Here is a 21,464-nt window from a genome sequence, read left to right on the forward strand (position 1 = left end):
CTTACGCGAGCGGATTACGATTCCAATCTTTGTAGATAAGATACTTTGCCGGAACTTTGCCCAGAGCACCGAACCACTGGGGACAGTAGGGAGCCATCCAGATAAAATCTCCCGCGGTCACTGGATACCAGCTCTCGTCGAGACGATAGATTCCGCCGCCTTGAAGCATCAGCAAGCCGTGCTCCATCACATGCATTTCTACCATCGGGAGAACAGCCCCAGGTTGATATTCCATGATGTTCACCGCGAAGTCGAAGGCCATCGTATCCGGCAGCAAGGAACGCACCTGAAGCGCTGTATCGCCCATCAGTGGTTGCGACGGAAGATCCGATTCTCTTCCGAAGATCGCTGCCGGCGGCTCCAGGCCGTCCAGCGCGAGATAAGGTTTTTCGAAGACCTCTATGCGTGAATCAACGGAAGCTACGACGTGGTGGTCAAGCCCTTGAGGCAGATAGGCGAAGCCACCCTGTTCCAGTGCATATTGAGTCGCGGAGAGCGTCACCGTCACCGCTCCGTCGAGAACATAAATGAACCGCTGGGCCGGGACTGGGTCAAGGCTGCCGGTAGTTGCCATCTCCGCCGTGTACTGCGCGAAACGGGCTCCGTTCGCTGGCGACGCGTGGACGATGGCCATGGCGTCCCGCATGCCCGGCAGGCGAGTGCGGACGAAGGTGTCCGGGGTCTGGAGGAGATGGGTTGGCTTCGACGTGCTGCGGGTAGCTCCGAGGTTCTGCACGAGATACTTTCCGATCCAGTGATGAAAGCGAGACTACAGATTTTTCTGGACAGTGGGCGGCGGATTCAGATGTTTGAGAAAGTATAAGCCAGCATCGAGAGCTGCCTGTACGTCTTCGACCAGCACTGTTTCGTCGGGATGGTGGCTGATGCCAGCAGGGCTGCGAAGAAAAAGCATGGCAGATGGGAGCTTCCGGGCGAGCACCATGGCATCATGCCCGGCGCCGCTGTTCATGCGATGTCCGTCGCGGCCGGTGGCGGCGACTGCTGCTGCGAGCGAGTCGCGCAGCCCTCGATCCAGAGGAATTGCCGGCTGATCGAGCTTCTTTTGCAGGCTGAGTTGAAGACCTCGGGTTGAAGCAATCTGTCGGCCGTTGGCCTCCATGTCGTCTGCGGCCGCATGCCTGGTGGCATCGTCCGTGTGGCGAAGATCGAGGCTCAACCGGACCTCCGACGGGATCACGTTGGTCGCGCCCGGCGTGACTTCGAGTCGACCGACAGTTGCCACCAGGCCGTTTGTGATTCGAGCCTGTTGTTCGACAGCACCGATCCATTCTGCTGCTCCCGTCAATGCGTCGTGGCGAAGAGACATGGGAGTGGTTCCAGCGTGGTTGGCTTTTCCATGGAACGTCAGTTCATAGCGGCTCTGTCCGGCGATCGCTTCGACGATGCCCAGAGGAGCATTCAGCTGGTCGAGCACCGGACCTTGTTCGATGTGAAATTCTAGAAAAGCGAATGTCGCTGGATTGAGTAAGGCTGCGTGCAGCTCAGACAAATTCAAGCCAAAGCTCTCCATGGCTTGGGCGACGCTTACTCCACGCGGGTCGGTCAACTGGAGCAGGGGAGCATCGATGTCTCCGATCAGGGCGCGGCTGCCAATAAAAGGCACACCGAAGCGGACTCCTTCCTCTTCGGAAAAGGCGACGATTTCGATATCGTAGTCGAGCCGGTCTGCTTCGAGACCTTCGATGAGGGCTAGCCCCATAATGACTCCGAGAACACCGTCAAAGGCGCCGGCATTCGGCACTGTATCGATGTGCGAACCGATGAGCAAGCGACCGGCATTCTGTCGCTTCCCTGGATAGAGACCACGGAGATTTCCTACTGCGTCGATGCTCGGGCGCATGCCAAGCCGGTCCATCCAGCTGCGCAGAAAATCGTGCACCCGGCGGGTTGCCGGAGAGAGATAAGTCCGGACGAGGTAAGCCGGGTTGTCGCTGAATCCGGCGATTTCCTGACAGGCTTCGACGACCTTGTGCGCCCGGAACGAAGCTGTGCTCTTCAATGCCGTAGTTCCATCCCGAGTGGTTGGTCCGCAAAGGCGTTGTTCGAGAAGACCCGGCTGCCGCGGAGAAACGTAGCTTTCACAGTGCCAAACAAATTCTCGCCCACATAGGGGGAGACGGAATGGCGAAAGTGCAGCCGCTCCGGGGTGACCGTGAATGCTGCCTCCGGGTCGAAGACCACGAGATCGGCATCGAATCCGGCTGCGATCTTGCCTTTGCGCCCGCTGAGACCGGCTAGCTTTGCTGGCGCCTCAGCCATCCACCGCCCGACATAGGTGAGCGGCAGACCGCGCAGCCGAAGCTCGGTCCAGAGGACTGGCAGGCTAAGGGAGAGCCCGGCAATACCTCCCCAGGCCTGCTTGAAGTCGCCAGTGTCATGGCGCTTCATCTCCAGCGGGCAGGGAGAGTGATCGCTGGCGACGAAATCGATGACGCCGCTCAGCAGCGCCTCCCAAAGGCAGTTCTGGTTAATTTTATTGCGGATCGGCGGCGCGCACTTGAAGAGCGTCGCTCCGTCGGGAATTTGCTCTGCCGCGAAATGCAGATAGTGAGGACAAGTCTCGACAGTGATCGGTAAACCCTCGGAGCGGGCGTCGCCGAGGATCGCCAGCGCCTGCGCAGACGACAGATGCACGATATGGATCGGGGTCTTGAACTCGCGGCAAAGATCGATCAAGAGTCGAATCGCGCTGACTTCGGCTTCGTCCGGTCGCGACGCCAGGTAGGTCGCATATTTCGTCCAGTCGGCGTCAGCCAGTGAAGCCTCTGCTTCTTCAAGCGGCGCGGCAAGCTCGGCATGAACCAGCAAAGGAAGACCGCTCCCGGCAACGTGAGGCAGTGCGGCGCGCAGCTGATTTTCGTCGACCATCGTGAAGCCTTCGATACCGGGATAGATGAGGAAGCACTTGAATCCGGGCACCCCGGCGGCGGCGAGCGGTGCGATCTGTTGCTGATTATCGCGAACGATGCCGCCCCAGGGCGCCCAATCGACCCAGCATTTGCCCTGGGCGGCGGCCCGCTTTTGCTCGAGCGCCTCGACGGTGACGGTTTCGGGCAGACAATTAAGCGGCATGTCCACCAGCGTCGTGTACCCGCCAGCGGCAGCCGCGCGGGTCGCTGTCGCGAAACCTTCCCATTCAGCCCGGCCCGGCTCATTGATGTGAACGTGGGGATCGACCAACCCCGGAAGGAGGCAGTCAGCGCCAAAATCCTGTACGGTGTAGCCTTCGGGAACAGCGTATCCGTGGGTGACGGATTCGATGTGTCCACCGGACACCAGGACGGTTGCCGGGCCGATGCCTTCGGGCAGCACAACCCGGCTTGAAAGAAATGCTTGGCGATCCATGGACAATTCCATACTCTGATGTCAGAAGACCTCGTCGCATGCAAGTAAGTCAAATTGATCGCTCTGAAAGGATTTCCTCAGATGGCGGCAGACTACTCCTTTATGGAACTCGCGATCGACCTGGCGATGAAAAATGTGGAGACAGGATCGGGCGGACCCTTTGGCGCGGTGATCGTGAAGGACGGCAAAGTAATTGCCAGCGCCGCCAACTGCGTCACCGCTACTAACGATCCGACTGCCCACGCAGAGATCGTTGCCATTCGGAAGGCCTGCCAGGCCCTGGGGAGCTTCCAGCTGGACGGATGCGAAATTTACACCAGCTGCGAACCATGCCCCATGTGCCTTGGAGCGATGTATTGGGCGCGCCCTCAAGAGGTCTACTATGCCAACACCCGCGCCCACGCCGCCGAGGCCGGCTTTGATGACGCCTTTATCTATGACGAAGTGCCGTTTGCTCCGCACGAACGCACACTCAAGATGAGCCAGCTGACGCTGCCGCAAGCTCAGGAACACTTCGATGCCTGGGTGGCGAGTCAGATTCAAGTGAAGTATTAGTTCCTGTTACTCCAGAAAGCAGCGCACGAGAGGATGCAAATTCCTATGGGGCAATCCCTATCTGTCGACCAGGCAGCAAGCGCCGCCGAACATACTCCTTCGTATGGTTTGAAACAGCATAGTCTTTCGCCGTTGGAGACCCTCGCCCAATCGGTTTCGACTATGGCGCCGGTTACGTCTCCGACCATGACCATTCCTCTAGTCTTCGCTCTGGCGGGAAACGGTACGTGGCTTTCGTATGTCTTCGCGACCGCTGGAATCCTTCTGGTGGCGCTCTGCATAAGCCGCTTTGCCCGGTACTCGTCCTCGCCTGGTTCCCTCTATGCCTACGCGGCATCGGCGTTTCGCAGCAAGGCTGGCGAGCCGCGATCTACCTGGTGGGGATTGGTTTCAGCATGGGCGCTGCTGTTTGCCTATGTCGCGACCGGGGCCTCGGTGACCGGGGGTTTCATCAATTATTCGAATGTTCTGCTTTTCTCGATGACCGGCCACCACGTGTCGCCGAGCGGGCTGGCGGCGGTCGCGATTCTCGGCGCAACGGCGATCGCTTACCGCGACGTCAAGGTCTCGGCACAGTTCATGCTCTGGATCGAAGCAGTGTCGGTGACGATGATCCTCATTGTGGTGGCGCTGCTGTTCTGGAAGCATGGGTTTCATCTCGATCCTGAACAGTGGAGATTGAAGGGGGTTTCAGGGTCGGGCGTGCGGCTGGGCGTGGTGCTGGCGCTGTTCAGCTTTGTTGGCTTTGAAAGCGCGAGCAGCCTGGGATCAGAAGCGCGAGACCCGCTCAAGACCATCCCTCGGGCATTGATTCAGAGCGCGGTGCTGGCAGGATTTTTCTTTCTTATCAGCACGTACACCGAGGTGCTTGGCTTTCACTCGTCTCCGCAGAGCTTTGGCGAGAGTCCAGCCCCGATGCGTTTTCTCTCCGGGCAGGTGGGAGTACGGTTCCTTGGGCCATTGATCGATGTGGGCGCGGTGATCAGCATGTTCGCCTGCACGTTGTCGTGTATTACTGCTTCGGCCCGGGTGCTGCTGCTGATGTCCCACCACGGACTTGCGCACCAGCGGTTCAGCAAAACCCACAAGCGGAACGCGACGCCAGGCGGAGCGGTGGTCTTGATCGGTCTGTTGACCCTGTTGCCGACCGTGATCTTGACCTCGCGAGGTGTCTCCGGCTCTGATATTTATGGCTGGATGGGTTCCTTAGCGACCTATGGATTCATTACTGTCTACGGGCAAGTGACCTTCGCTTTACCTTTCTATCTCAAGCTGAAACAGCATCTGACACCAGCTCTGCTGTTGCTCTCGATCATTGGCACTCTGGCGATGGTCCTGGCGTTAGTAGGCACGCTTTATCCGGTCCCGGCGGCGCCTTATAACTGGCTGCCCTACCTCTACCTGGCTTATTTGATGACCGGCCTGGTGTGGTTTGCAGCTTCGCGACGCATTAAGGCGGCCAGGCTGCAAGGCCTTTAGGAAAATTGGCGCATCAGCCTTCGCCGATGTCCTCGTTCCAAACCGCAGGATTGTCACGGATGTATTCGGCAAGCAGCTTGACACATTCAGGATCATCGATGTCGACGACGTTCACGCCCACGGATCGCAACCAATCTAGGCCTCCAGCGAAGTTCCGGGTTTCTCCCACAATCACGGTGCCTATGTTGAACTGGCGCACCAATCCGCTGCAGTACCAGCACGGCGCGAGGGTGGTCACCATGATGGTGTCGCGGTAGGAGCGTTGGCGTCCGGCATTGCGGAAGGCATCGGTTTCGCCATGGGCGGATGGGTCCCCGTGCTGGACGCGGCGATTATGACCGGAGCCGAGCAGACGTCCATCGGCGTCAAAGAGCGCCGCGCCGATCGGGATTCCGCCTTCAGCCAGCCCGATGCGAGCTTCGTGGACGGCGACGGCCAGCATTTCTTTGTGGTTCAAGGGCGTGGGTTCATTAAGGAAGCCGGTGGGAATTGTTCTCGCTCCGAAGCAGACTGAGAGATCCTAGGCAAACAGCGTTGCCACGATTTGCAATCTATCAGATAACTGGAATAATTCAATATGGCTGATTCGACCGCGATCCTGCCCCTGCTGCCCTCGGCGACCGCAACGCTTCCTCGTGAATGTACCTTTGCGGAGTCCGACTGGCGGGCGTTAGCGCCCTACTGGTACCCCGTCGCCTTTTCGCATGAAGTAGGCGAACAGCCGATTCCGGTGCGACTCTTGGATGAGCGGGTGGTGCTCTACCGGTTGAGCGATGGCAAGATTTTCGCGGCCCGGGACATCTGCCTCCATCGGGGCGTTCCGCTCAGCATGGGGCACGTCGAGGGCGACGAACTTATCTGCAAGTATCACGGCCTTCGCTATAACCGCAGCGGGCAGTGTGTCTGCATTCCGGCCCATCCGCAAGGAGCGATCTCGCCAAAGCTGCACCTGCACACCTACGGGGCGCGGGAGGCGTATGGATTGATCTGGGTTCGGCTGGTGGACGATGGACCGGATTACTTTCCGGATTTTTCAGAATGGGATGATCCCAGCTTTATCCAGGTGCTGCCCGACAGCGTATCGCTCGAGGCGTCGGCTGGACGGCAGGTTGAAGGCTTTCTCGACGTCGCCCATTTTTCCTTCATCCACACCAGCAGTTTTGGTGAGCCCGAAAATGCAGTGGTGCCCGACTATCCAATCGAGAAGACGGCTGACGGCTTCATCGCCGATTACGTGAGTACGGTCAGTAATTATTCCCACGGATTCAAGCATCTCAATCCTCCTGGATTCCTATGGCGGCGTCGTTTTCAGGTGTGGTTTCCGTTTACCGCCAAGCTGACGATCTACTTCCCAAATGACGGGCGGTTGAACATCCTGAATACAGCATCCCCGGTCTCGGCGCGTAAGACGCGAATGTTTTCGCCAATCTGCCGGAACTTTGACCGCGATGCCCCGCTGCAGGCGACGCTCGACTTCAACAGCATGGTCTTCGCCGAGGACAAGGCGGTGGTCGAGAACCAGTATCCAGAGGACCTGCCAATCGATCTGCACGCGGAGGCGCATTTCCCGGCCGACCGCAGCTCAATCACCTACCGGAAGGGTCTGGCGGCAAGAGGCTTGGGGCGAAGCTTCACCGCTTGACGTCGTGATCCAGAAAGTTGCCTTCTACCGGTTAGATCTAGAACCGGTTACTCGTCGTCCCTTTCCAGCGCAAGGTCTTCGACGACGTTAGGATCGGATTTCGCGAGTTCACGAAGAAGGCCTTCGTCGGTAAGGTCGAGATGCTCCGAATTTTTCCAATCATGGTGAATGACGGCATTGAGGCGTTCGATGACGTGGTGGTCGGTGACTTCGATGGCGAGTTCGCGGCGGCTATCGAAGCTGCCGGGCGATAGATTGATCGAGCCAATAATGGCGCGCTCTCCATCGGCCAGCAGCAGTTTGGCGTGAAGCTTGACGTGCTTGAGCTTGTGGATTTTGACCCCCACATCCTGAAGGATCCGCAGTCCGCTGACGCCTTCACTGAGCTGCGCTTTCTTGAGCTTATGCGGCGGACGCGACATGACATGCACCCGCACACCGCGGCGGCTGGCCCGAACCAGGTGCTCGATGATGACGGGATCCTGATAACGCTCATTCTGCAAATAGAGTGAATGCTTGGCGCCGTCAATGAGTTGGCCGAGGCGCTGGCGTCCATTGCCAATGCACCAGATGAGATGGGAACGATCTCCGGGCGCAAAAGGCGTCCTCGCCCAATCCGCTTCGAAGCACTCGATGACTTCATCGACTTCATGCTGGTGAGTCGTGACGACTGCGTAGTCGCGAGTCGCGGTGAGATTCTTCGTCTCCCAGTTGAGAGACTTGACGTAGGCGGTGCGGTCATCGACGACCATCGATTTTTCGTGGGTCACGTCGAACTGTGGACTGCTATCGACTACCTCAATCCCGGCGGCGGTCAGGACTTTGTGCGCGGCTTCATTTTCCTGCTTGCCGCTGCGCCGGGCAGGATTCAGCATGATGCGTACGTTGACGCCCCTCTGGTGCGCCCGGACGACCGCGTCGAGCAGGGTTGGGTCGGAGAAAACGAACATTTTGATGCGGAGGGACTTCAGGGCTGCATCAATCGCTGCGACGATCGGGCGGGCGGAATCATCAGGCAGGACGATCACGGAGCGGGACATGCGTTTCCTTCCAGACGGCGATTGGTTTGGTGGGCGCTTCTCTACGACTGGGCAAGCCAATTGTATCGGCGTGGGGGTTTTTCGGGGAGGGGGCAGCTATTCATACACTTCCACTGCCTAAAACAGGAAGAACGCTCTCGACCCGAACTCGAGAGGGTTCTGCATCGAATTGGGTCCGGTGAAGGCTGGCATAGACGCCGTGAAGCGCCATCAATGCGTCATGGGTACCATGTTCGGCGACCATTCCGCCTGAAATAACAATGATCTGATCGGCGTTGCGGATGGTGCTGAGGCGGTGGGCGATCATGATGACGGTGCGGCCCTTCATGAGCCGCTCGAGGGCGTCGATCACCAGCTTTTCCGATTCGCTGTCGAGCGCGGCGGTGGGCTCGTCAAGGATCAGGATCGGACTGTTTCGCACCATGACCCGGGCGATGCCGATGCGCTGCCGCTGTCCACCAGACAAGGTGCAGCCGCGCTCGCCTACCATGGTCTGGTAGCCGAGCGGCATACGGGAGATGAACTCGTCGGCGTGGGCGAGCCTGGCGGCGGCGACGACCTCTTCCTGGCTCGCATGTGGACGACCGAAGGCGATGTTTTCGAGGATCGTTCCATGAAACAAAAGGGTGTCTTGCAAGACGTAGCCGATCTGGTCGCGCAATGGTTTGAGCAGATAGTCGCGAACGTCCCGGCCGTCTACATAGACGGCGCCGGATTGCACATCGTAAAACCGGGGAATCAAGCTGAGAATGGTCGATTTGCCGCTGCCGGTAGGGCCGACCAGCCCGACGAACTGCCCGGGCTCAATCTTGAAGGAGACGTCTTTCAAGATGGGGACAGCGGAGTCATAGCCGAAGGCGACATGCTTGAACTCGATCGCTCCGCCGAGCGTTTCCGGGGCAAGCCCGTCCGGCTTTTCCGGGATAGTCTCATTTGTGTCGAGGATGGTGCGAATGCGTTCCGCCCCCACCGCGGCCTGGGCGACAGCATTGGTCGTGGTGGCGAGGTCCTTCACTGGCTTGAAGAACTTAGCGAGGTAAGCAAGATAGACGGTGAGTTCGCCAATGGTCATCGCGCCATGCAGAATCAGCGCCGCCCCGCGCCATAGCACGACCGCCGTGCAAAGCGCCACGGTAATGGTGACGACTGGGGACAGCAGCGATTTGATGCTGCGGGCCTTCAACGCAGCGGCGACAGTCGCGTGGCTGACGCCGGCAAGCAGATCTTCCTGGTTTTGTTCCTGGCCGAAGGCCTTGACTACCTGCATCGATTCCAGCCCCTGCTGGACGACTGCCAGGATCTCGCTTTGCTCCTTTCTTACTTCGTGGGTCGCTTTCTTGACTGCCTTTTTGAATCGGGAGACGAAGAGCAGCAGAAACGGCGTGACCGCCAGCGCAATGAGGGTGAAGTCCCAGTTCAGCCAGAACATGAGCCCTAACATGCAGACGATCGTGAGCAGGTCGACCAGAATATCGAGCGTCGAGGACGAGGCGAAACCCTGGATGGTCTGGATATCGGCGGTGATGGTGCTGAGAATCGTCCCCGTCTCGTGGGTGTTGTAGTAGCCGAGCGAAAGTCTCTGGAGATGGTGATAGGTACGCACGCGGAGATCGTGGGCGACCCATTGCCCCACGCTCTCGGTGTAGTAATTGTCCAGGTACGAAGCGACTGCGCCGATCAGGGCGATGATTACAAAACTCGCCGCGGCAAGGGCGGCTACATGCAGACGCGCCCCGCTATCAAGCAGGGGGCCGATCAGATGGCGCAGCCAGGGCGCGAGTTTATGGTCTTCGACGACATTGTCGAGGATGATCTTCAGCGGCCACGGCGTAGCCAGGCTCATCGCCGTCTCGAGCAGCATGGCAGCCAGGATAGCGAGCAGCGTGCCGCGATAAGGCCGAACTAATCCACCGACAAAACGCAACATAAGATTTGCCTTCTGGGCAGCCGCGAGAACTCAATGGCTTTGAGTGCAGATTGTAACCGGTGAGACGCGTCTTGGCAGGCCCGTCTCTTCCTTGGCTCGCGACAGGGAAGAATTCTCAGATTTCCGTACAACTCTCAAATCCGATCTTCTTTGGGGATCGTTCGCACAGTGGAATGGTCTTTCGACGACTGCTCCACACTGGCAATTCTCGAGCATAGTACGGACGTGGCGCCCTGGCCCGCCCGAAGATGTCAACGTACAACCGCCGGCTGGACATCCCGCCGGAAGGAGCAGTCACAATGCGTCTGGATCAAGAGAACCTGAAGTCTGCTGTCAACCGCCGCTCGTTTCTCAAGAACGCGGGCACTGCAACCGCCGCAGTTGCGGCCATGGGTGTCGCCGCGCCGAAAACGCTGTTTGCCGCGACGCCAACCACTCCGCTGTCCCCTGATTCTCCCACTGAGATTTTCACCGCTGCCCTGGTCGCCGAGGACCTTGCCATAACCTTTTATTACAATGCCCTGATTGGCGGCGTCATTCAGGACCCCAATCTGGCGGGGCCGGGCGGCACAGCGCTCAATGTCACTCCTTCCGGCGATAACGGCAATGTCCAGTATCTGCGGGGCGCGCTGCATGAAGAGATTATTCACTCCAATCTTTTTAGGGTTCTATTGGGCAGGGGAGAGTTCTCGTTCGCTCAAGATCCTTACACCAGCTTCTATCTTCCGACCGGAAGCCTGGACTCATTGAATGTCTTTGTCGCCTTGCTCCAGGCACTCGAAAACGCCTTTATCGCCGCGTATATGGCGGCGGTGCAGGAGTTTGCTCTTCTTGCTGCAGTCGGTAAGCCGATGACCTTCAACGGCGTCACCTACCAACCTTCCGACTTTGTTTATTTCGCCGGGGTCGCCTCCTCCATCATGGGAGTCGAAGCGGAACATCGTGCGTTAGGGCGGTCAATCAGCCCCCAGGCTTACCTTGCCAACCAGCTCAACTACGAGCAGCAGCTGGGGATCTTTACCGTCTATAACGGGAAGACATCGGCCGTCGCCGCGCTGACTCCGTTCTTGACACCGGGGGAAGGCAAAACCGAGTACTCCCTTATCACTGCCTATGGGAATGCCCACACCGTGTCCGACACTGCGTACGGGTCGATGCCGACGAAGTTCTTTACCTAGGAATATCGCTATCCTGGTTCCTCTGAAACGCCGGGGCAAGGTCGTGTGCCGATCCTTGCCCCGACCATGCTCCGAATGCCGTCCGGCTGGATTCCGAGAAGTCGACCTTGCAAGGTATTCTGATGAGCGACGCTTATGCCGGACGATCCTTTCCTTTCTTTAGTGAACGAGGCTTTGCCTCGGCTTCAGGGACAATTCGCTACCCTCCCGCTCACCGGCGCCAATCCTGAAGGTCTGGATGCGATGCAGGCTGTTCTGGCCGATGTAGCGGTGCGCATGGGCGACAATTATCCCTATTTTCACCCGCTTTATGCAGGCCAGATGATGAAGCCGCCACATCCGATTGCGCGGGCCGCTTACGCCATGGGCATGTGGTTGAATCCCAATAATCATTCACTCGACGGCGGCCGCGCGAGCTCGCGTTTTGAAGTGGAGGCGGTTGCGGAGATTGCCTCCATGTTCGGCTGGACGGGGCATTTGGGTCATCTTACAGGCGGCGGCACGGTGGCGAATCTGGAGGCGCTTTGGGTCGCCGGGAAGCTTCGCCCCGGCAAACGAGTGGTCGCCTCTGCCCAGGCGCACTACACGCATAGCCGGATCAGCGCTGTTCTTGGGCTGGAGTTCTCTGCGGTCGGAGTAGACGGGCGAGGGCGGATGGACGCGGAGGCTTTAGAGCACCAACTGCGTTCCCAAGAGATCGGCACGGTGGTCGTCACCCTGGGAACGACCGGAATCGGGGCGGTCGATCCTCTCGATCAGATCCTCAAGCTTCGCGAGAAGTACGATTTCAGGATCCATGTGGATGCGGCTTACGGGGGCTACTTCAAGCTCCTTACGGGCCTGCCGGCCGGGGGCTTGTCGGGCGGGGCCACCCGGGCGTTCGATTGCATCGGCGAAGCGGATTCCATTGTCGTTGATCCTCACAAACATGGTCTGCAGCCTTATGGTTGTGGCTGCGTTTTGTTTCATGATCCTGGAGTCGGTCACTTTTACAAGCACGATTCTCCGTACACCTATTTCTCGTCAGCCGAGCTGCACCTGGGTGAGATCACTCTGGAGTGCTCCCGTCCCGGGGCGGCAGCGGTTGCGCTTTGGGCGACCCAGCGGCTGCTTCCGCTTGCTGCGGGCGGCGAGTTCGCAGAGAGCCTGGGCCGGTGCAGACAGGCGGCGTTGCAGCTTTACGACCGGTTGCGTAGCGATACCCGCTTCGTGGTCGCATTTGAACCGGAGCTCGATATTCTTGTCTGGGGAGTCAAGGCAGCCTCGGTCGAAGAGGCCTCGAGGCGGGCACAGAGCATCTTTGATGAGGCGGCCCGGCGGGATCTTCATCTCGCTCTGGTGCAGCTTCCCTTGAATCTTTTCCCAAGCGACAGCTGGCCGGACGCTTCGCCCGGGGGGACCATGACCTGCCTTCGTTCGGTGCTCATGAAGCCTGAGCATCTGGACTGGGTGGACAGGATCTGGGGGATTTTGAGCGAAGCGGCGAAAGATGCGTTGGTTTGAACTCTGCGGACTGAGCGCGTTCCTGCAGAGGAGTTGCTTTTCGGGAGAGTGCGGCGTGACTGAACGACTAATTCTGAGCAACGAGAGCCTCAGCGTCGAGGTCCTTCCGGAGTTCGGAGCCAAGGTTTCTTCCATGCGCCTTCTGCCTGAAGGGGAAGAGCTGTTGCAGCAGCCGCTTCGGCCCTACGCGCCACGCACCCGCACCATGGCCTTCGAAGAAGGGGACGCAAGCGGCATCGATGAATGCATCCCAACGGTCTCTGCGTGCGATGTCGAGTTCGGCGGCAATTGCCTCCCGGTACCGGACCATGGAGATTTCTGGCGCATTCCTTTTGCCTCACGGCGCGAAGCAGAGGAACTGGTGCTCGAGGCTACCGGCTTTACCCTGCCGCTTCGCTTCGAAAAACGTTTTGCTTTGGAAGGCACCCGGCTGCGAATCGATTACAGATTGGAGAACGTGGGCCGCCAATCCCTCCCGTTCTTGTGGTCGGCCCATCCAGGTTTTGCGGTCGAGCCAGGTGATCGAATCCTCCTACCAGACTCCGTCAAAGAGATCAACGTTTGGCATAGCGGCGGCGGCCGCCTGGGTGCGCCGGGACAAGTTCATTCCTGGCCCCATACGCACGACGCCGCAGATCAATCTGTCGATCTAAGTCTGGCAGGCGGCCCGGAGGATGGCGTCGGCGACAAGTTGTTTGCGGTTGCGCCGCGAGAGGGCTGGGTTGCGCTTGAGCGTCGCCGGCTGCGGAAGCGGATCGAAGTGCGTTTTGATCCGGCCTGGGCCTCATTCTTAGGACTCTGGCTGGCCTTCGGTGGCTGGCCCGCGGGGCAGGCCCAACGGCAGCATTGCGTGGCCCTCGAACCCTGCACGGCCCCGGCCGATTCCCTGGCTACGGCCCTGGAACGCGGACTCGCCCGCATTCTCGAGGTCGAGGCATGGTTCGAATGGAAGATTGAGATTCATGTGATTCCTGCGTAGACTCGGCTAGAGCGTCCGTGCTGCGGAAGAGGACCAATGTTAGATGTAAGCGCTACCAAAGAAGTTCATGTCAAGCGCTTTGGCGCTGAGCCTGCAATGTTCATGGCTCCAGGTCGAGTGAACCTCATTGGCGAACACACCGATTACTCGGAGGGTTTCGTCATGCCGGCGGCCATCGATTTCGCAACTTTGGCCGGGGTCAGCCCGCGCGCGGACAGGCAGATCTCCATCTCTTCGGAGAACTTTGGCGACCAGGCGGTCTTTGATCTGGATTTCCTTCCGCATCATCCCCGGCATCACTGGAGCGATTATCCTATCGGCGTCCTCACCGTACTGAAGGAAGTTGGAGTGAAAGTATCCGGCTTCAATTTGACGTTGAGCGGCGACGTTCCGCTGGGTTCCGGATTAAGTTCATCCGCTTCAGTCGAGGTGGCGACTGCCCTGGCCATTCTCGAGGTTGCCGCGAAATCGGGATCTACCCATCACTTTTCTGGCCCAGAGATTGCCCGTCTCTGTCAGCGAGCGGAAAACCACTTTGTCGGAACCCAGAGCGGTATCATGGACCAGTTTGTCTCCTGCTGTGGCGCGGCGGGTAAGGCGCTTTTGCTGGATTGCCGTGACCTGTCCTTCGAACTGGCGCCAATCTCTCCGGAGCTAAGCATCGTCATCTGCAATACGATGGTGAAGCATTCTCACGCGGGCGGGGAATATAACACCCGGCGCGCCGAGATCGAAGCCGGGGCTGAGATTATCCGGCTGCATCGCTCCGATGTGCGCTTTCTGCGAGACGTTACGGTGGCCGATCTGGAGCGCTGGGGCGATGAGATGCTGCCTGACGTGCTCAAGCGCTGCCGGCACGTGGTTACCGAGAACCTGCGTACGGTGGCGGCGGCCCGGGCGCTTGAACAGAATGATCTGCCAACGCTAGGGCGGCTGATGGCAGAATCCCACGCCAGCTATCGCGACGACTTTGAGGCAAGCTGCAAGGAGGCCGACATCCTAGTCGAGTTGGCCTCGCGGGAGCCTGCTTGCGTGGGGGCGCGGCTGACCGGCGGCGGGTTCGGGGGCTGTACGGTGAATCTTGTTCATACCGCCGAAGCCGACCAGTTCGGCAAGAAGATGCTGGAAGAGTATCTTCAGGCAACTGGCATTGCGGCCGAGATCTATCACTGCCATGCAGCGGCTGGGGCCCACCGTATCTGACCTTCCCGTAGAAAAAGGATAGGGCGCAGGGAGTTTCACCTCGCTGCAACCGTTCGAAGGTCCCGATGAACCAGGCGAAGAGCAGTCGAAGCCGCTTTTGACTGCGCACACCAGGAGCGATGCGGGGGTCTGAGTTTCTCTACTCTCGCTTGGTGGAAGTTGCTAGAATCTTTGGACTGTTCGCGCGGAAGTGGAACTCGGGCGAATGCTTGCCCTGTGCACCGGGATGGGCTGGAGCTTTCGATCCATCCAGCAAATATATTGAGAGAGTGCGGAGAAAAATTGGATGAGTTTTCCTATTCAAACCCATGAGTTAGCTTCGTTGGACATTTGCGATGAGACCAGCCAGGTCGCCTACTTCTCGATGGAAATCGCGATATTGCCTTCGATGCCGACCTACAGCGGTGGCTTGGGTGTGCTGGCAGGCGACACGCTCCGCTCGGCGGCGGATCGCGGCCTTCGCTTAGCTGCGGTGACCCTGGTCCACCGTAAGGGGTATTTTCGTCAGGTGCTGGGCGAAGACGGTGTGCAGACGGCGGTGGAACAGCCATGGTCTCCTCAAGATTCGCTGTTTGAGGAGAGCGCTCGGGTTTCGGTGGTCATTGAGGGTCGCCCGGTGGTGGTTCGTGCGTGGCGTTTCGATATGGAAGGCGTCACCGGGAAAGTCATTCCGATTTACATGCTGGATACCGACCTACCCGAAAACGAAGAGTCGGACCGGCGACTCACTGACTACCTTTATGGGGGAGACAGCGACTACCGGCTGCGGCAGGAGGCGGTGCTGGGAATTGGCGGTGCGCTGATGCTCTACGCCTTGGGATATGAGCCGGCGGTCTTCCACATGAATGAAGGACACGCCGCCCTGCTGACGGTGGCGTTGATGAAAAGGCAGGTTCCGGCAGGGCAGCTTTCTGCCATCTCCGATGCAGACGTGAACGCAATCCGGGAGCACTGTGTTTTTACCACCCACACACCGGTGCCGGCGGGACACGATCGATTTTCGATGGAACAGGCAAAGCGGATTCTCGGGGAGGATTGTGCGGGGACCTTGGAACGCCTTGGTTGCTGCCATGAGAATCTGCTGAATATGACCTACATCGCGCTGCGTTTTTCGCGATTCGTCAACGGCGTCGCCATGCAGCATGGGATTGTTTCCCGGGTGATGTTCCCTGAGTACAAGATCGATGCAATCACAAATGGGGTGCACGCCGCGACGTGGACGGCATCCTCGTTTCAGGCGGTCTTCGATCATGCATTGCCGCGATGGCGCACCGACAACCTTGCGCTACGCTACGCAATCGATATTCCTGAAGACGATATTGCGGCAGCGCACGATGTCTCGAAACGGATCCTGCTCAGTGAAGTCGAGAAAAGGACCGGGGTCCTGCTCGATGCCAATGTCTTCACAATCGGGTTCGCGCGGCGGGTGGCGACCTACAAACGGGCCGACTTGCTGTTCTCCCAGCCGGAGCGGATCGTCGAACTCGCCGACAAGTTCGGGGGATTGCAAATTCTTTATGCGGGAAAGGCGCATCCGGCAGATGATCCTGGTAAAGCACTGATTCGACGAGTGGTGGAACTGGCCAAGGGATTAGAATCGGGGAAACTCCACATCTTTTATCTGGAGAACTACGAATGGACTCTCGGCAGCATGATGACGGCGGGCGTCGACCTGTGGCTGAATAATCCCAAGCGCCCCTATGAGGCATCGGGCACCAGCGGCATGAAGGCGGCGCTGAACGGCGTGCCCAGCTTGAGCGTACTGGATGGATGGTGGATCGAGGGCTGCATTGACGGCGTGACCGGCTGGGCGATTCCCGATTTCGAAGAGGAAGCGCAGGAGAGCGCGTCGATCTACGATCAATTGGAGAAGACGATTCTTCCCATGTATTATCAGCAGCCTAAGGTCTGGCATGGGATCATGCGCTCCACCATTGCCTTAAACGGATCGTTTTTCAATACTCAAAGAATGCTAGGGCAGTATGTCCTCAATGCATATTTTCCGCAAAAGAGGATGGATTTCTCAGCTGCCGCTCTCGAACATGCGCTCGCTCGCTGAATCGATAGAATAAATCGTCGGTCGTGCCGATCTTTAAATTAGGCGACCACTCCGAGCCCACGGCTCGAATCTAAACTCGTATGCCCACGCTGACCAAGGAACGTGACCTCGAAAGAGGCGAAGTTGACGCTCGCGCTGTTCCTGAATATTCCGTCCACCTTGATGCGGTTCGAGGCGCAGCAGCCTTGTTGGTCTTCCTCGTGCACGCGCGGATGTTCTTTTTACAGTCCCTGTTGAATCATCATCGAGCCGTCAGCGCGTCCACTCTCGGCCCGGTTGCGTCCTCCTCTGTCCATCTCTCCCGTACCGTACGCAGCGACTACGCACACCAGGCGGTGATGGTCTTCTTTGTTTTGAGCGGCTACCTGGTAGGGGGAAGCGTACTCCGATCCATCCACCGGAACGATTGGTCCTGGAAGCGCTATCTGGTCCACCGGACGGTGCGGCTTTGGATGGTGCTCGTTCCGGCGCTGATTCTCGGGCTGGTCTTCGATCTGGCGGGGAGCCATCACTTTGCTGGAGAAGGGACAATTTACAGCGGCCCCCCGGGGCAAGATCTGATCCCTCCCGGCTTGAGCAACCGTCTCAGTCCGGGGACTCTTCTCGGCAACCTGTTTTTCCTGCAAACCATCCGGGTCACTCCGCTAGGCACAAATCAACCGCTTTGGAGCTTGGCAAACGAGTTTTGGTATTACCTGGCTTGTCCATGTCTAATGCTTAGTCTTCTTGCTCCCTGGAGTTGGTGGAAGAGGATGCTGGCGATAGCGGGCATGGGCGCGATTCTCTTGTTCGCCGGTCAAGAGATTGCCTGGTATTTCAGTATTTGGCTTTTAGGCGCGTTGGCGGCGTGGCTTCCTTTGAAGATCCCGGCGAGGCAGCAAAGGGCGTTCGTCTTCGCAGCGCTGACCATTTTCCTGGCTGGGAATCTTTTAGTAAGCTACGACCATCCCAATCACTTTCCGGTCGACTTCTTCTTGGGAATTTTATTTTCGATTCTGATTTATGGTCTTGCTCACTTGCGGCTGCCAGCACGGAATGGGATTTACCGGCGGAGCGCCAGATTCATGTCAAAGATCTCGTATAGCCTTTACTTGACCCACGGCCCGGTTTTTTGCCTGATGAGCGCGATCCTGGTCGGTAGTTGGAGGTTGTTGCCGATGGGCGGTCATGCCGTCGCAGTGTTGGCCGAAGCCTTAACGGTTGCCTTCCTAATCGCCTGCACTGTTCACTTCCTCTTCGAGTCGCGAACCGATCGGGTGCGGAGTTATCTGGAGGCGAGACTGCGGTGAGAAGACTATGTCCTTGATGCTTTCAGGAGGAAGTGCTCCATTTTTTGCCAAGGGAAGTGTCTCTCACGGGATCCTTTCAAGCTGCAGGTCTTTGTGTCTGAGAGAGAAACTTTTCGTGGTACGGGGGGTTAGTCTTCTTCAATGAGTGGGATAGCGCACTCGGTACTGCTATTTTCGTTGGCTTTCACTGGCTGGAAAGGTTAAAATTGCAACTTGTCGCACGGTGTTCTCATGAAATGGCTCCATTCGCCGATTTTGGAGAATAAGGAACAGAGCGGGTTATGACGAAACTTCTGGTAGAATCCGCCGATAACTGGAAACGGGATCATACTAGAGACGTTCCTGGTAAGTGAGGCAAAGGACCGAACGCCAGGTTGCGAATTTTCTTTTGTAATTCTGATTCACTTAAGTCTGCCGAATACTTTTCTCTCTGACCGGAAATGGGTTTATCGGGCGTTCAATGCCGATATTCGTCCCGGGCAGGTTCGTTGAGGGGTGCCTATTTTAGGGCTGATCTTCCTCAGGCTACTGCATCCGACTCAGGGAGAGTACCTCTCTTTCTGTGCGAGGGCCCGCTTTGACATCAGTGCTCCGATTATTTGAAGAGCGTACGCGGTCGCAACCGGATGCGATTGCCATTTCGTTTGCCGGACGCAGGGTGACGTATGCCCAGCTGGATGCGAGGGCCAATGAAATCGGGTGTGTGCTACGCAATGCCAAAGTCACCACCGAGTCACTTGTCGCGATTTATCTGGAGCGATCTCCGGAGCTGATTGCCAGCCTGCTGGGGGTTTGGAAGGCGGGGGGTGCTTACCTGCCGATCGATCCCACGAATCCCCGTCAACGCGTCGAGTTCACCCTGAAGGATTCTCAGGTCAATTACGTCCTAACGGAACGGAGTCTGCTCGACTCCCTGCCCCCGACTAGCGCTCGAGTCCTGTGTGTCGAGGACGTTTGCGGGCAATTGGACACAACAGCAAGCCCGCTCGCACCGGGGACCTTCGTTCCCGCCGACCCGATGCCGGATCAATTGGCCTATGTGATTTATACCTCTGGCTCGACCGGAAAGCCCAAGGGGGCCGGCGTTTGCCACCGGGGGCTGTTGAATGTAGTCCAGGCAATCGGGAAGGACCTGGCGCTTGAACCGGAACAAGTGGTTTTGGCCACCGCAACGATTGTCTTCGATATATCAAATCTAGAGCTGTATGTTCCGTTGACGGCCGGGGCGACGATCCATCTGATGGAGCGGCATTTTGCCGGGGACGGTCCAAAGCTGATCGAGATGATTCGGAGCACGAGTGCAGCCCTGGTTTTCGGCACTCCGACGTCGTGGCGGCTTATGTTGGAGGCCGGCTGGACGGGTAGCCCCAATCTGCAGATCATTACGGGAGGGGAGGTTTTGCCCCTCTCGCTGGCGAATACGCTGACCGGGCTGACCCGGGCGTTGTGGAATCATTACGGGCCAACGGAAACCTCCATTTGCGCCACCCGCGAGCGAGTGTTACCTGGTGCGGAGCTGATCACTCTGGGCTGGCCGATCGACAATGTCAGCATTTATGTCCTAGACGAACACCAAGAGCCGGTACCAGAAGGCGAGACGGGCGAGATCTATATCGGCGGCGTGGGCGTCGGGCGAGGGTATATCAACCGTCCCGAGCTTACCGCCCGCACCTTTTTGCCGGACCGCTTTGACAAGACGCCCGGGGCGCGGATGTACAAGACCGGAGACCTGGGTCGACTGTTGCCTGACGGCCGGTTAGATTTCCAGGGCCGGGCCGACAATCAGATAAAGCTCCGAGGTTTCCGGATCGAGCTGGAGGAGATTGAAGCAGCGATCCGCGAGTACAGCGGTGTGCACGCGGCGGTCGTCCAGGTTGTCGAGTATGGCCCTGACGATCAGCGGCTGGTGGCCTATTTCCTTAGCGACGAGTTGGTGACCGTGATCCACTTGCGCGACTTTCTGCGTCAGCGGCTACCCTATTACATGCTGCCTTCGGAGCTGATTCCGCTCGCGACCCTGCCAATGACGATCAACGGAAAGATTGATCGGCAGGCACTGGATGCGATTCGAGTGGAGTTTGAGGCGCAGCAGCATGCCGAACCGACTCAGCTGCCGGCAGATGATCTCGAAGGGCGGCTGACCATGATCTGGGAGCGGCTTCTGAAGGTCCATAGCATAGGGCCCTGGGACGACTTTTTCGATCTCGGCGGCCATTCCCTGCTGGCGACAAGGATGTTTACGGAGATTGAAAAAATCACCGGCCGCAATATACCTTTGTCGGTGCTCATTCAAAATCCAACGGTCCGGCAGCTGGCCAACTACATCCATAACCGGCCCGACATCGGCTGGCCGGGGCTGGTTCCCCTTCAGGACCGGGGAACTATGCCTCCGCTCTTCATCGCCCACGGATTGGGCAGCAACCTCCTGCTTTTCCGAGAGCTAGCCGAGGAGCTAGGCGACAATCAGCCGGTTTACGGCATCCAGCTTAACGCGCCGGCGAACGCCACTTTGCAGGAGCTGAGGCTCGAGGCCTTCGCTGCGCGTTTCATCGATGAGATCCTGGCCGTGGACGCTCTGGGACCGTACTATCTTGCCGGCCACTCTCTCGGTGGATTTCTGGTTTTCGAGATCGCCGCACAGCTGCGCGCCCGCGGCAAGCAGATCGGGATGCTGGCGCTGCTGGACTGTGATTTCCACGTTGCCCAACGGGCCGAGAACGTTCCACCTCCCCCCCAGGTAGCGCTGCGCGATAAGCTGATTTACTGGAGGAAGAAAGTCAGCCGCCTCGCCGAGGGGGGCCTCATCAACACCACCTGGCGGAAGATCCTGTACAACAAGCTAATGTTGAAGATCCGCCTGCTGCGAAAGGTCCACAAGGAAGGATCCTTTTATCCCCATGTTTTTGGCTTGGATCCTTATATTGCATTGTTCGCCGAGCGGTACCGGCCGCAAGCCATGGAGCAGGACGCTGTCCTGTTCGTAGCGGAAGACCAGCTGTCTCCAGAGGCGGTCGGCGAAGGGTGGTTGCAGGTCGTAAAGGGGCGGTTGGACATCCAGAAGGTTCCTGGCTCGCATCAGACGATATTCTCTCGTCCGAATGTGGGTGTGCTCGCCGAGGAGTTGGAGAAGAGGCTCAACGTTTCGGCGCGTTCGATGCGCGAGGCATCGCTTCCAGCCGGCAAAGAGGGTCAGGAGCCTAGAATGAAACCCTTGCTGGAATGTCACGGAGGCTGAGAAATGCGA

Annotated in this window: 16 protein-coding genes; 10 read left to right on the top strand and 6 right to left on the bottom strand. The window is 58.4% G+C overall.

Annotation, left to right across the window (positions count from 1 at the left end):
• Position 1: 1 nt before the first annotated feature.
• From allE to allB, 3 genes are read right to left on the bottom strand one after another with little or no spacing between them, the layout of a single operon-like run.
• On the bottom strand, positions 2–736 hold the full coding sequence (gene allE, locus ACPOL_RS11320; protein WP_114207161.1) for a (S)-ureidoglycine aminohydrolase: 735 nt from the start codon (positions 734–736) through the stop codon (positions 2–4).
• Positions 737–769: 33 nt separating this feature from the next.
• A complete protein-coding gene (locus ACPOL_RS11325; RefSeq protein ID WP_114207162.1) occupies positions 770–2,020 on the bottom strand; it encodes an allantoate amidohydrolase in 1,251 nt (416 codons plus the stop codon).
• A complete protein-coding gene (allB, locus tag ACPOL_RS11330; protein WP_114207163.1) occupies positions 2,017–3,366 on the bottom strand; it encodes an allantoinase AllB in 1,350 nt (449 codons plus the stop codon). The genes ACPOL_RS11325 and allB overlap by 4 nt, the downstream gene beginning before the upstream one ends.
• Before the next feature lie 54 nt (positions 3,367–3,420).
• Here allB and ACPOL_RS11335 point away from each other — a divergent pair, with 54 nt between their 5' ends.
• Positions 3,421–3,921: a nucleoside deaminase gene (locus ACPOL_RS11335; RefSeq protein ID WP_338026786.1), complete on the top strand. Its 501-nt coding sequence runs from the start codon at positions 3,421–3,423 to the stop codon at positions 3,919–3,921.
• Between the two features lie 45 nt (positions 3,922–3,966).
• A complete protein-coding gene (locus ACPOL_RS11340) occupies positions 3,967–5,400 on the top strand; it encodes an APC family permease (protein ID WP_114207164.1) in 1,434 nt (477 codons plus the stop codon).
• Positions 5,401–5,413: 13 nt separating this feature from the next.
• Here ACPOL_RS11340 and ACPOL_RS11345 read toward each other — a convergent pair whose 3' ends face one another.
• The gene (locus ACPOL_RS11345) at positions 5,414–5,857 is read right to left on the bottom strand and encodes a nucleoside deaminase (RefSeq protein WP_236657405.1); all 444 of its coding nucleotides are present in this window, start codon (positions 5,855–5,857) and stop codon (positions 5,414–5,416) included.
• 120 nt (positions 5,858–5,977) lie between these two features.
• On the opposite strand from ACPOL_RS11345, the gene ACPOL_RS11350 reads away from it, so the two are divergent.
• Positions 5,978–7,042, top strand: a complete 1,065-nt coding sequence (locus tag ACPOL_RS11350) for an aromatic ring-hydroxylating dioxygenase subunit alpha (protein ID WP_114207166.1) — start codon at positions 5,978–5,980, stop codon at positions 7,040–7,042.
• 47 nt (positions 7,043–7,089) lie between these two features.
• Here ACPOL_RS11350 and ACPOL_RS11355 read toward each other — a convergent pair whose 3' ends face one another.
• Positions 7,090–8,082: a phospholipase D-like domain-containing protein gene (locus tag ACPOL_RS11355; RefSeq protein ID WP_114207167.1), complete on the bottom strand. Its 993-nt coding sequence runs from the start codon at positions 8,080–8,082 to the stop codon at positions 7,090–7,092.
• 100 nt (positions 8,083–8,182) lie between these two features.
• On the bottom strand, positions 8,183–10,009 hold the full coding sequence (locus ACPOL_RS11360; protein ID WP_114207168.1) for an ABC transporter ATP-binding protein: 1,827 nt from the start codon (positions 10,007–10,009) through the stop codon (positions 8,183–8,185).
• 299 nt (positions 10,010–10,308) lie between these two features.
• Here ACPOL_RS11360 and ACPOL_RS11365 point away from each other — a divergent pair, with 299 nt between their 5' ends.
• The 7 genes from ACPOL_RS11365 to ACPOL_RS11395 all read left to right on the top strand — a co-directional run bounded on the left by ACPOL_RS11365 (position 10,309) and on the right by ACPOL_RS11395 (position 21,455).
• The gene (locus tag ACPOL_RS11365) at positions 10,309–11,187 is read left to right on the top strand and encodes a ferritin-like domain-containing protein (RefSeq protein ID WP_161557665.1); all 879 of its coding nucleotides are present in this window, start codon (positions 10,309–10,311) and stop codon (positions 11,185–11,187) included.
• A 135-nt stretch (positions 11,188–11,322) separates the two neighbouring features.
• A complete protein-coding gene (locus ACPOL_RS11370; RefSeq protein ID WP_114207170.1) occupies positions 11,323–12,690 on the top strand; it encodes a pyridoxal phosphate-dependent decarboxylase family protein in 1,368 nt (455 codons plus the stop codon).
• A 55-nt stretch (positions 12,691–12,745) separates the two neighbouring features.
• A complete protein-coding gene (locus ACPOL_RS11375) occupies positions 12,746–13,669 on the top strand; it encodes an aldose epimerase family protein (RefSeq protein ID WP_114207171.1) in 924 nt (307 codons plus the stop codon).
• Positions 13,670–13,705: 36 nt separating this feature from the next.
• Positions 13,706–14,872, top strand: coding sequence for a galactokinase (galK, locus tag ACPOL_RS11380; protein ID WP_114207172.1), 1,167 nt, complete (start codon positions 13,706–13,708; stop codon positions 14,870–14,872).
• 286 nt (positions 14,873–15,158) lie between these two features.
• Positions 15,159–16,931 (top strand): alpha-glucan family phosphorylase, encoded by a 1,773-nt coding sequence (gene glgP, locus ACPOL_RS11385; protein ID WP_114207173.1) that lies wholly within the window; start codon positions 15,159–15,161, stop codon positions 16,929–16,931.
• An 80-nt stretch (positions 16,932–17,011) separates the two neighbouring features.
• Entirely contained in the window at positions 17,012–18,220 is a 1,209-nt protein-coding gene (locus ACPOL_RS11390) for an acyltransferase family protein (protein ID WP_114207174.1), read from the top strand.
• 586 nt (positions 18,221–18,806) lie between these two features.
• Positions 18,807–21,455: a non-ribosomal peptide synthetase gene (locus tag ACPOL_RS11395; protein ID WP_236657528.1), complete on the top strand. Its 2,649-nt coding sequence runs from the start codon at positions 18,807–18,809 to the stop codon at positions 21,453–21,455.
• Positions 21,456–21,464 lie beyond the last annotated feature (9 nt).

The sequence above is a fragment of the Acidisarcina polymorpha genome, from assembly GCF_003330725.1.
GTDB classification, from domain to species: Bacteria; Acidobacteriota; Terriglobia; order Terriglobales; family Acidobacteriaceae; genus Acidisarcina; species Acidisarcina polymorpha.

What these genes read in the sequence shown, in the direction of transcription:
- allB (WP_114207163.1), bottom strand. Translation starts at nt 3,366, where the DNA reads ATGGATCGCCAAGCATTTCTTTCAAGCCGGGTTGTGCTGCCCGAAGGC.
- galK (WP_114207172.1), top strand. Translation starts at nt 13,706, where the DNA reads ATGTTAGATGTAAGCGCTACCAAAGAAGTTCATGTCAAGCGCTTTGGC.
- ACPOL_RS11370 (WP_114207170.1), top strand. Translation starts at nt 11,323, where the DNA reads ATGCCGGACGATCCTTTCCTTTCTTTAGTGAACGAGGCTTTGCCTCGG.
- ACPOL_RS11360 (WP_114207168.1), bottom strand. Translation starts at nt 10,009, where the DNA reads ATGTTGCGTTTTGTCGGTGGATTAGTTCGGCCTTATCGCGGCACGCTG.
- ACPOL_RS11355 (WP_114207167.1), bottom strand. Translation starts at nt 8,082, where the DNA reads ATGTCCCGCTCCGTGATCGTCCTGCCTGATGATTCCGCCCGCCCGATC.
- glgP (WP_114207173.1), top strand. Translation starts at nt 15,159, where the DNA reads ATGAGTTTTCCTATTCAAACCCATGAGTTAGCTTCGTTGGACATTTGC.
- ACPOL_RS11365 (WP_161557665.1), top strand. Translation starts at nt 10,309, where the DNA reads ATGCGTCTGGATCAAGAGAACCTGAAGTCTGCTGTCAACCGCCGCTCG.
- ACPOL_RS11340 (WP_114207164.1), top strand. Translation starts at nt 3,967, where the DNA reads ATGGGGCAATCCCTATCTGTCGACCAGGCAGCAAGCGCCGCCGAACAT.
- ACPOL_RS11390 (WP_114207174.1), top strand. Translation starts at nt 17,012, where the DNA reads ATGCCCACGCTGACCAAGGAACGTGACCTCGAAAGAGGCGAAGTTGAC.
- ACPOL_RS11350 (WP_114207166.1), top strand. Translation starts at nt 5,978, where the DNA reads ATGGCTGATTCGACCGCGATCCTGCCCCTGCTGCCCTCGGCGACCGCA.